Below are 1,122 nucleotides of genomic sequence, written 5' to 3' on the forward strand. Positions count from 1 at the left end.
ATCGAGGCAGGCGCGTTCAGGAGAGGAAGCGCGCCGCGCATGGAGAACCAGCCGGACACGTCGACCAACGTCGAGATATACCGCAAGGCGTTGTTCGCCACGGCGGGCACGTGACACGGCAAATGCATTTCAACAGGACAGGGAGAACGCAATGGAACGCAGGGCAATCGTGACGGGCGTGGGCGGGCAGGATGGTGCGTACCTGGCGAAGCTGCTGCTCGAAAAGGGCTACAGGGTGTTCGGCACATACCGCAGAACGAGTTCCGTGAATTTCTGGCGTCTGGCGGAACTGGGCATTGAAGGCCACCCGCTGCTCGAACTCGTCGAGTATGACCTTACAGACCTCGGCGCCAGTGTGCGTCTGCTGCATAAGACCCATGCCGACGAGGTCTACAACCTCGCCGCGCAGAGCTTTGTCGGTGTGTCGTTCGAGCAGCCCGTTACGACTGCGGAGATCACCGGCGTCGGTCCGTTGAATCTGCTCGAGGCGGTTCGCATTGCGCGGCCGGAGGCGCGTTTCTACCAGGCCAGTACGTCCGAGATGTTCGGGCGCGTGCAGGCCGTGCCGCAAACGGAGAGCACGCCGTTCTATCCCCGCAGTCCCTACGGCGTGGCCAAGCTCTTTGCACACTGGATGACGGTCAACTATCGCGAGAGCTACAACCTCTTTGCATCGAGCGGCATTCTGTTCAATCACGAGTCGCCGTTGCGCGGACGCGAATTCGTGACGCGCAAGGTGACAGACGCTTTCGCGAAGATGCGCCTCGGCAGGCTCGACGTGCTCGAACTCGGCAACCTCGATGCGAAGCGTGACTGGGGTTTCGCGCAGGAGTACGTGGACGGCATGTGGCGCATGCTCCAGGCAGATCGCCCGGATACCTATGTGCTCGCCACCAACCGTACGGAGACCGTGCGTGACTTCGTCACGCTGGCCGCGCGTGCCGCGGGCTTTCGCATCGAGTGGGAAGGCAGGGCCCAGAAGGAAGTGGGCATCGACGCACAGACCGGCCACGTCATCGTGCGTGTGAATCCGAAGTTCTACCGCCCGGCGGAAGTCGATCTGCTCATTGGCGACGCGACGAAGGCCGAACGCGAGCTTGGATGGAAGCCAACGACCACGCT

General features: G+C 62.4%; 1 protein-coding gene. It reads left to right on the forward strand.

The genetic code is table 11. From position 1 onward, the window contains the following. Positions 1 to 151 precede the first annotated feature (151 nt). Positions 152 to 1,122 (forward strand): GDP-mannose 4,6-dehydratase (gene gmd, locus PKKP23_RS33420; RefSeq protein ID WP_126880079.1); only part of this gene is annotated, 971 nt, incomplete at its 3' end.

This window comes from Paraburkholderia kururiensis JCM 10599 = LMG 19447 (assembly GCF_003986935.1).
In the GTDB taxonomy this organism is placed as follows: Bacteria; Pseudomonadota; Gammaproteobacteria; order Burkholderiales; family Burkholderiaceae; genus Paraburkholderia; species Paraburkholderia kururiensis.